Origin of the sequence: Streptomyces aurantiacus (assembly GCF_001418335.1) — a bacterium.
GTDB lineage: Bacteria > Actinomycetota > Actinomycetes > Streptomycetales > Streptomycetaceae > Streptomyces > Streptomyces aurantiacus.
The window spans coordinates 1-8,200 of sequence record NZ_LIPP01000182.1 but is presented as its reverse complement, the minus strand read 5'-3'; the positions used below and the strand labels follow the sequence as shown (position 1 = coordinate 8,200).

Genomic DNA, 8,200 nt, shown 5'->3' with positions numbered 1-8,200 from the left:
GCCGCCGTCGACTGGGACGCCACCCTCGCCTTCCGCCGCCATCTGTGGTCCCACGGACTCGGCGTCGCCGAGGCGATGGACACGGCTCAGCGGGGGATGGGCCTCGACTGGGCGGGCGCGGCCGAGCTGATCCGCCGTTCGTCGGCCGAGGCGAAGGCGGTCGGCGGGCTGATCGCCTGCGGCGTCGGCACCGACCAGTTGCCGGTCACCGAGATCGGCTACCCGTACGGCCTGGACGAGGTGCGGGCGGCGTACGAGGAGCAGCTGGCGCTCGTCGAGGAGTCCGGTTCGCGGGCGATCCTCATGGCCTCGCGGGCGCTGGCCGCCGTCGCCAAGGGCCCCGAGGACTATCTGGAGGTCTACGGCCACCTGCTCCGCCAGGCCGCCGAACCGGTGATCCTGCACTGGCTGGGCCCCATGTTCGACCCGGCCCTTGAGGGCTACTGGGGCAGCATCGACCTGGACGCCGCGACCAGCACCTTCCTTGAGGTCATCGCCGCCCACCCCGACAAGGTCGACGGCATCAAGGTCTCGCTGCTGGACGCCGAGCGCGAGATCGACCTGCGCCGCAAGCTCCCCGACGGGGTGCGCTGCTACACCGGCGACGACTTCAACTACCCCGAGCTGATCGCCGGCGACGACCAGGGCTTCAGCCACGCCCTGCTCGGCATCTTCGACCCGCTGGGCCCCCTGGCGGCCGAGGCCGTACGCGTGCTGGACACCGGCGACACGGACGGCTTCCGGCAACTGCTCGACCCCACCGTGGAGTTGTCGCGCCACCTCTTCCAGCCGCCCACCCGCTTCTACAAGACGGGCGTGGTCCTCCTGGCCTGGCTCGCGGGCCACCAGTCCCACTTCGCGATGGTCGGCGGCCTCCAGTCGGCCCGCTCGCTGCCGCACCTGGCCCGAGCGTACGAACTGGCCGACGGCCTGGGCCTGTTCCCCGACCCGGCGCTCGCGCGGACCCGTATGAAGAACCTGCTCTCCCTGTACGGAGTGAACCAGTGAGCACCAGTGAACCGGCGGGCAGCGCATCGCGACTGGCCCGCTTCAGCATCAACCAAATGACGGTCAAGCAGCTGTCGATGCCCGAACTCGTCGACGCCTGCAGGGGGTTGGGGGTGCCGGGCGTCGGCCTGTGGCGGGAGCCGGTCCAGGCGTACGGCCTGGAGAGGACGGCCAAGCTGGTCCGGGACGCCGGTCTGACCGTCACCACCCTGTGCCGGGGCGGCTTCCTCACGGCGATCGACCCGGCCGAGCGTGTGACGGCGCTCGACGACAACCGCCTGGCGGTCGACGAGGCGGCCACCCTCGGCACGGACACGCTCGTACTGGTTTCGGGCGGCCTCCCGGCAGGTTCCAAGGACCTGCGCGGCGCCCGGGAGCGGATCGCGGACGCACTGGGCGAGCTGGGCCCGTACGCCGAGGAGCGGGGGGTGCGTCTCGCCATCGAACCGCTCCACCCGATGTTCGCCTCGGACCGCTGTGTGGTCTCCACGCTCGCCCAGGCCCTGGACCTCGCGGAACGCTTCCCCGCGCACCAGGTCGGCGTCACGGTCGACACGTACCACATCTGGTGGGACGACCAGGCCCCCGCGCAGATCGCCCGCGCCGGCGCCGGTGGCCGCATCCACACCTTCCAGCTCGCCGACTGGACGACCCCACTGCCCGAGGGCGTCCTCAACGGCCGAGGCCAGCTCGGCGACGGCTCGGTCGACCTGCGCGAGTGGCAGGCATACGTCGAGGCGGCGGGCTACACCGGCCCCATCGAGGTCGAACTCTTCAACGACGGCCTGTGGGCCAGGGACGGCCGCGAGGTCCTGGCGGAGACGGCGGCGCGGTTCGTGTCACACACGGACTGAACCTCCGCCCATGCCGATGCCGATGCCGATGCGGATGCTGGGCGGCGGCGGAGGAGGACCGGGCCGGCGTCGTCCTCACGGCTGTGGCCGACGACCACGAAGTCGTGCGCGAGGTGCCACACGAGGCCGGGCCGGGCTTCGTCGTCGACCGACAGGGGGATTCCCCGCCCCAGAATCTCGATGCTGACAGCGGGGGCGCCCCCGCCGCCCCCACCGTCCCCGCCGCACTCGGCGAGGCGGCGTTCGTAGAGCATGCCGCCGATCCCCCTGCCGCGGAACTCCGGCAGGACTTCGGAAGAGCACAGGTACACGCCTGTGGAGCGGGCGGTCGTCCCGTCCGGGCCCACGTAGTCGTGCCGATGCCCCTCGTACCAGGATGTGCAGCCGATCACCTGGTCCCGGTACAGGGCGCAGAGGTACGTCTGACCGGCGGCGGGGCGACGGGTGGTCCGTAGCGGAAGGAGGCTGTCCAGCGTCGTCCGGTCCGCGAACGCGAGGAACGCGGGCAACCGTGCGTGGCCGAGGCGCTCCATGCGCACGCCGGCCGTGTCGATCACCGATTCCCCAGCCACCGATTCCCCAGCCACCGGTCTCCCAGCCATCGATCCCCCAGTCATCGATCGCCCAGCCCTCACTGATCCCCCGGCTCCCGTCTGGCGCCCCCGCTACCAGCCGTCGCGGAAGCGCGTCGTCCTGAACTCCTCCAGCATGGGCCTGCCCGGCATCAACTGAGGCACGTTCATGCCCCAGTTCGGGTTGCCCTCCAGGACGACGGGGCCTCGGTCCGAGAGCCCGACGTCCCAGCCGACCGAGCCGACGCAGGGGAACAGGTCGTGCGCCGCCGTGCACATGCTCCGTATGTCCTTCGCCCAGGACGTGGGAAGTACGTAGGCGCACGGGCCCCGGTTCTCGCCGAGCGCGTCCAGGCCGTCCCCGCAGGAGCCGTCCTCGTGGACCAGGTGTGCGGTACCGCCCTGTCTGCGGTTGGCGGTCACCGCCCCCACTCCGCCGCGGAACAGGACCGTTCCCGCTATTTCGGTGCGTCCCCGGAGCCTGGACGTGACGACTCTCATGGTCGGCAGGGCGGTGTCACCCGACTCCGCGAACCAGCCCTCCGGCCGCAGCAGTTCCTCGGCCACCAGCCGGCCGGCGCGGACGAGGTCTTCCAGCGCGCGGTCGCCGGTCCGTGGTTCGTGGCCTGCTCGGGCGACCCACACCGACTCGCCCTGCAGACCGTAGCGGTCCTTGAGCATCCAGGACGTCGCGTACGGGACGTCCTGGTGCGAGAACTCCAGGGTCGTCCCGGGGGCGACGCCCTCGGCCGCGGTCCACACCCGGGTTCCCGCGTCGAGCGGGATCTGCCGCGGGGCCGCGATGCCCGCGGCTCCGAGACGGCGGTTGCACCGCGCCTTGTCGTCGACGACCGCCGCCGCCACGGCGCAGTTGTTCCAGTCGCGGTATTCGGTACGGCGTGCTCTCGGCACCACACCGCGCAGCGCGGCGAGGTCCCGTCCGCCGCACTTGCGCAGCGCCGTGATGTCACGGCTGTCGCAACTCGTCCGCAGCGCCATGAGCAGGGCGTCGAGGAGCGGGTGGTCTCGGCCGATCGCCTCCCGGTGGCGCCACACGTCCGCCGCGCCCTTCACCCCGTAGAGGAGGGAGCGCAGCGCCCGGCCGGCGGTGCCCGTACCGGTCGTCGTGACAAGGGCGGTTCCCCAGGTCAGGCGTGGGGCGGACACCTGCGTCAGCTGCCCCCGGTGTGCCCCGCAGACGAAGCGGGCGGCGAGGCTCGACGGCAGCGGCGGACGGGCAACCGGGGCAGCCGGGGCAGCGGAGGCGCTAGTCATGGGAGTCGCGCGACGCCTCACGCGACGCCTCATGCGACACGTCGCGCGGCACCTCGCGCGAGGCGTCGCGCGACCGTGCCGGCTCGATGTCCGACCAGCTCCGCAGTACTCGGTTCCTGACCGTCCGCGAGGTCGCGGCCTCGAACTCCGCCACGGCACGGGAGACAGGGTTCGAGCCCGGCGGTGGATTTCCGCCGTCCAGGAACTCGCGGAGCTGGGCCAGCGCGGCGCTGTCCAGGCCGGACCGTACGAACGCCTCGAAGTTCAGGCGCAGGAACTCGGCGGGGTTGCCCACCACGAGGTGCCCTATGCCCACCGTACGGGTCACCACGGCGGCCATGCCGGCGAAGGACCAGTGCCCCATCACCGTACGGGGGTGCAGGGAGCTTCCGATGCCCAGACCGCTCCAGTCGAGCATCACGCTGTGGCCTCCCACGGTGCAGTTGACCGACAGCGTGACGTGGGAGCCGACGCACGAGTCGTGGGCGAGCAGGCTTCCCGCGCCCACTGAGCTGTTGTCGCCGAGGACGGTGGCCCGGCCGACCGGGGCGTGCATGACGGAGTGCTCACCGAAGTAGTTGCCGGAGCCGATGCCGACCGTGCCCACCATGCCCACCATGCCGACCGTGCCGGTCTTTCGCCGGGCGGCGGCGCCCTGCTGATGTGCCTGGCGGCACCGCCCGCCGATGACCGCGTAGGCGCCGAAGAAGTTGTCGTCCCCTATGACGGCGGGGCCGGAGATCACCACGCCGGGCCCGAAGGTGTTCCGCCGGCCCATCGTGACGTCGCCGATTGTCGTCGGCCCCTTCGCCATGGCGGCTGCCTCTCACCACTCGGGTACGTCAAGGGCTTCGCGCACCTCACGGGTGCACGTTCTGATCAGGTCGATCGTCTCGTCACGCAGCGTGGGTCTCAGCCGGGGCGCGGAGAGCCGCCACTGGGTGACCATCTCGCCGTAGCCGTCCCTGCGGGCGTGGTCGGGCAGGTTCTCGTAGGACCAGAGCGAGACGTCCCAGCCGGCCGCGCGCAGCGCCAGGTACTCCTCGGCGGTCTTCCGCCAGCGTTCGGCGTAGAAGACGGCGTACCAGGAGTCGACGCCGCCGTACTCCTCGGCGATGTCTCCGTGCCGGCCGGGGTCGCACATCGAACGGTAGGCCGCCGCGGGTTCGCGCAGGAGGAAGACGACGCGTCGCCGGGTGGTGTACCGCAGCAACTGCTGCTCCGCCCACGTGCTCAGGACGGCGGACGTGGCCGGGGTGGCGGCCAACCGGTCGAAGTAGTGCTGGATGCCCGCGATGCCGGTGGTGTCCATGGTGAAGCCGCCCGCTCGCCGGCTGAACTCGTCGCGCTGCGCGGCCCGGCCCCGCTTCACCCAGTGGCGGTGATGGACGATGTCCGGCTTGTTGTGGACGGTCAGACCGGTCCGGGCCAGGGCGTGGCGCAGGTAGGTCGAGCCCGAACCGCCCATACCGCAGAAGACGACCGGGTCAGCGGAGTTCAAGGCGATCACCGTCCACGAGGACGCGAACCTCGGCTCCGCATCCCTGGAAGGCGTCCAGGACCGCGCTCTCCTCGGACGCCGGGAATCCGATGTGCGTCAGCAGTACGGACTCCAACGCCGGGCGTTTGCGCACCAGTTCGGCGATGTCGGCGGCGCCCGCGTGCCCGGCGTTCCCGGCCGGGCCCGTGCAGTCGACGACGAACGCTCGCACCGAGTCGTCCACGGCGCTCATCAGGCGGTCGTCACAGATGGCGTCGCCGGAGAACACGGTGTCGCCCACTCGGTAACCGAGGGCCTCGGTGCCCGCGTGGGTGACGGGGAACGCGGTGACGCGCAGCCCCGCGGCGCCCTCCAGTTCGCCGGGCCGGTCCGCGTCGGCCTGCCGCCAGTCGATGCGCGGGGCGTTGCGGCGCTCCTCAAGGCCGAAGGGGGCGAGCAGTGCCTTCGCGATACCGATCGTCTCCCGTGTGCCGTGGACGGCGAGCGGTTCCTGCCGGAACAGGCCCAGCATCCACAGCGAGTGGATCAGGCTGGGGAGGCCGTACACGTGGTCTGCGTGGCCGTGAGTGAGGTAGAGGTGGCGCAGGGCGCCCGGGTCGAGACCGCGGCTCATGATCTCGTGTACGGGGCTGCCGCTGCAGTCGATGGCCAACAGTGAGCCGCCGGTTTCGACGAGATACGAGGAGTTGGCCCGGAGGGCGCTGGGCTTGGCCGACCCACTCCCCAGTACGTGGAGTGTGCGCAGTTCATTGTTCACACCTGCCATACCGGTCTCCCCTGCCCTATCTGCCTTATCTGCCTTATCTGCCTTGGCTGTCTGGTCTGTCATGCCTGTCCTCTCACCCTTCTTCTTCCAGTTCCTGCCAGTTGCGCACGCTGGAGTTGCGCTCGGCGAACAGGCGGTCGATGTCCAGTGACCGGCGGCCCGCTTCCACCGCTTCGCGGATCGCCCTGACGCGTTTGCGGATGCTTCTCCGTTCGAGACCGCCGCGGAAGACCGGGGTCATGGTGTGCAGAAGCACCGGATCACTGACCGCGGCGGCGTATTGGTAGGCCACGCGCGGTTCGACGCCGCCGGTGAGCGCCGGCAGGCTGGCCCTTCTCGCGTTTCTCCTGCTCAGCAAGGGCAGCATGGCTTCGTAGAGTGTTCCGCTGTGCAGCGCGGGGACGCTCAACAGCCCTATGTTGACGACGTCGCCGCCCATGGCGTGGATCATCGAGGCGTAGGCGGCCTGGCTCCAGAACGTGCGGCCCGACGGGTACGAGGTCAGGGTGTAGGCGAAGATCGGCACATTCCAGGTCCGCAGGTATTCGAGTACCGAGAAGCCCATGGCCAGCGGGCACATACGGATGCCGACCGTGATGTTGGGGACCTGCGGCTGCAGCGTGGTGGCGATCCTCTCGACCAACCGGACCGCGTAGTCGAGTCTGCTCGTGGCGTTGAAGAAGAGCGCGACCGGCCGGCCGGCCGTCGCTTCCTCGGCCACGGCGGCGGCGCGCGTGGTCAGTTCGTGGTCGTTCACGTTCAGACTGAGGTCGGTGATGACCTGCACCCCGGCCTGCACCAGGGTGCGGCTCACCTCGTCCCAGGACTGACGGGCGGCCGTCTTCGGCACGGGTACCGAGAGCCATGGCGCGGGACCGGCGGACCCGTCCAGGATGCCCGCTCCACGGACGGGGCCGGGGAAGAGCGGGTCGGTGCCGAGGAAACCGAACGCGCTGAGCGTCACGCTCCTGATGGCGGGATCGCGGAAGCTCGTGCCGCCGAGCAGGGTGACCAGCCCCGCCGCGCCGCGCTCGGCCATGCCGAAGAAACCGAGTTCCAGGTCGACGCTGAGAGACAGGACGAGGCCGTCCTGGGTGGGGTTCGTCCGGTAGGTCATGTCGACCTCGGCCCGGCTGTCGGTCCGGTGTGCCAGCAGCCCCGTCCGGACGGTGGCCACGATCCGGTCCACGTGGGACGCCGGCGCGAGGACGAGGTCGTACTCAAGCCGCAGGGTCATGCCGGCTCAAGCGGGCCGACGAGTGCCCACAGCACGGCGACGATCGTGGTGGCGTTGAGTGCGACCGCCCAGGAGCCCAGGCCCGTGTAGTGGGCCGCGGCGGTCGCGACGACGAACGCGGCGAGCGCGAAGGCGGCCGCGAACTGGAAGCGTACGGAGCGACGCCACAGGCGCGCGTTTCCTCCCGGGGCCCCGGATCTCACCGAGGTGCGTAACGTGGCCAGCGCCACGAAGACCGTGGTGGCTGTGCCGTCGAACTGCGAGAGCAGGCCCATGACGGCCGGGTCGCGGCTGATCGACAGGCGCTCGGTCGCCTCGTGAACGGCGACGGTGGCCAGGACCATCAGCAGTACGGGCAGCCACAGCACGCGCACATAGAACGTGATACGTCCTCCCCGGCCCCGCTAGTAGGACCGGACGAACGGGCCGTGTGCGTCGAGCGCGTCACTGACCCTGATCGCACGCAGCGGTGGCATCACCACGTGCGCCTCCCGCGGGGTCATCCACCTGACGTCGGAAGCCTCGTCCGAGACGTGCGGTTCGCCCTCCACCACGTGGCAGAGGAAGGCGATGGACACCGTCCGACGAGTGATGTTCTTGTAGACACCGGTCAGCCGCAGGGGATGAACCGTCACGCCGGTTTCCTCAAGGACCTCGCGGACGACAGCGTGCTCCAGTCCTTCGTCGGTCTCCAGCATTCCCCCGGGCGGCACCCATGTGCCGTCGTCCATCCGCTTGATCGCGAGGAGACGGCCGTCGTCCCTCAGGACGATGCCGGTGACGCTGACGCCATGCAGCGGTGCCGTGAGATCGGGATCCACCTGCGCTCCCCAACAGTCCCGCGCATTCTAGCGAGTTATGACGGTTATGACCTGCGTCACGCAAGGGGTGCGAAAAAATCTTGGAAAGGCTGTGCAACCCTTCCCCCACCTTGCGGGTCGTACGTGGCATCAGGACCTCTGGAGGGGGATCCGGGGGGATCGCGGG

At 70.5% G+C, this 8,200-nt stretch carries 10 protein-coding genes; 2 read left to right on the top strand and 8 right to left on the bottom strand.

The window, feature by feature from the left end:
- Together AOK01_RS23670 and AOK01_RS23665 are read left to right on the top strand one after the other, a co-directional pair.
- On the top strand, nt 1–1,008 hold a 1,008-nt coding region (locus tag AOK01_RS23670; protein ID WP_055514950.1), incomplete at its 5' end, for a dihydrodipicolinate synthase family protein.
- Nucleotides 1,009–1,064: 56 nt separating this feature from the next.
- The gene (locus tag AOK01_RS23665; RefSeq protein ID WP_055514953.1) at nt 1,065–1,862 is read left to right on the top strand and encodes a sugar phosphate isomerase/epimerase family protein; all 798 of its coding nucleotides are present in this window, start codon (nt 1,065–1,067) and stop codon (nt 1,860–1,862) included.
- Here AOK01_RS23665 and AOK01_RS23660 read toward each other — a convergent pair.
- The 8 genes from AOK01_RS23660 to AOK01_RS23625 form a co-directional block, all read right to left on the bottom strand.
- A complete protein-coding gene (locus AOK01_RS23660; RefSeq protein ID WP_055514948.1) occupies nt 1,754–2,419 on the bottom strand; it encodes a GNAT family N-acetyltransferase in 666 nt (221 codons plus the stop codon). The genes AOK01_RS23665 and AOK01_RS23660 overlap by 109 nt on opposite strands.
- Nucleotides 2,420–2,527: 108 nt before the next feature.
- A complete protein-coding gene (locus AOK01_RS23655; RefSeq protein WP_157871462.1) occupies nt 2,528–3,709 on the bottom strand; it encodes an ATP-grasp domain-containing protein in 1,182 nt (393 codons plus the stop codon).
- A complete protein-coding gene (locus AOK01_RS23650) occupies nt 3,702–4,523 on the bottom strand; it encodes an LbetaH domain-containing protein (RefSeq protein ID WP_055514944.1) in 822 nt (273 codons plus the stop codon). Before AOK01_RS23650 ends, AOK01_RS23655 begins: the two co-directional genes overlap by 8 nt.
- 12 nt (nt 4,524–4,535) lie before the next feature.
- Nucleotides 4,536–5,210, bottom strand: a complete 675-nt coding sequence (locus tag AOK01_RS23645; RefSeq protein ID WP_157871461.1) for a hypothetical protein — start codon at nt 5,208–5,210, stop codon at nt 4,536–4,538.
- Nucleotides 5,197–5,976, bottom strand: coding sequence for an MBL fold metallo-hydrolase (locus AOK01_RS23640; protein ID WP_055514940.1), 780 nt, complete (start codon nt 5,974–5,976; stop codon nt 5,197–5,199). Before AOK01_RS23640 ends, AOK01_RS23645 begins: the two co-directional genes overlap by 14 nt.
- Before the next feature lie 73 nt (nt 5,977–6,049).
- Nucleotides 6,050–7,213, bottom strand: a complete 1,164-nt coding sequence (locus tag AOK01_RS43705) for a hypothetical protein (protein WP_055514937.1) — start codon at nt 7,211–7,213, stop codon at nt 6,050–6,052.
- Entirely contained in the window at nt 7,210–7,587 is a 378-nt protein-coding gene (locus AOK01_RS23630) for a hypothetical protein (protein ID WP_157871459.1), read from the bottom strand. The genes AOK01_RS43705 and AOK01_RS23630 overlap by 4 nt, the downstream gene beginning before the upstream one ends.
- Nucleotides 7,588–7,617: 30 nt before the next feature.
- Nucleotides 7,618–8,034, bottom strand: coding sequence for an NUDIX hydrolase (locus tag AOK01_RS23625; protein ID WP_055514933.1), 417 nt, complete (start codon nt 8,032–8,034; stop codon nt 7,618–7,620).
- Between the last annotated feature and the right edge of the window lie 166 nt (nt 8,035–8,200).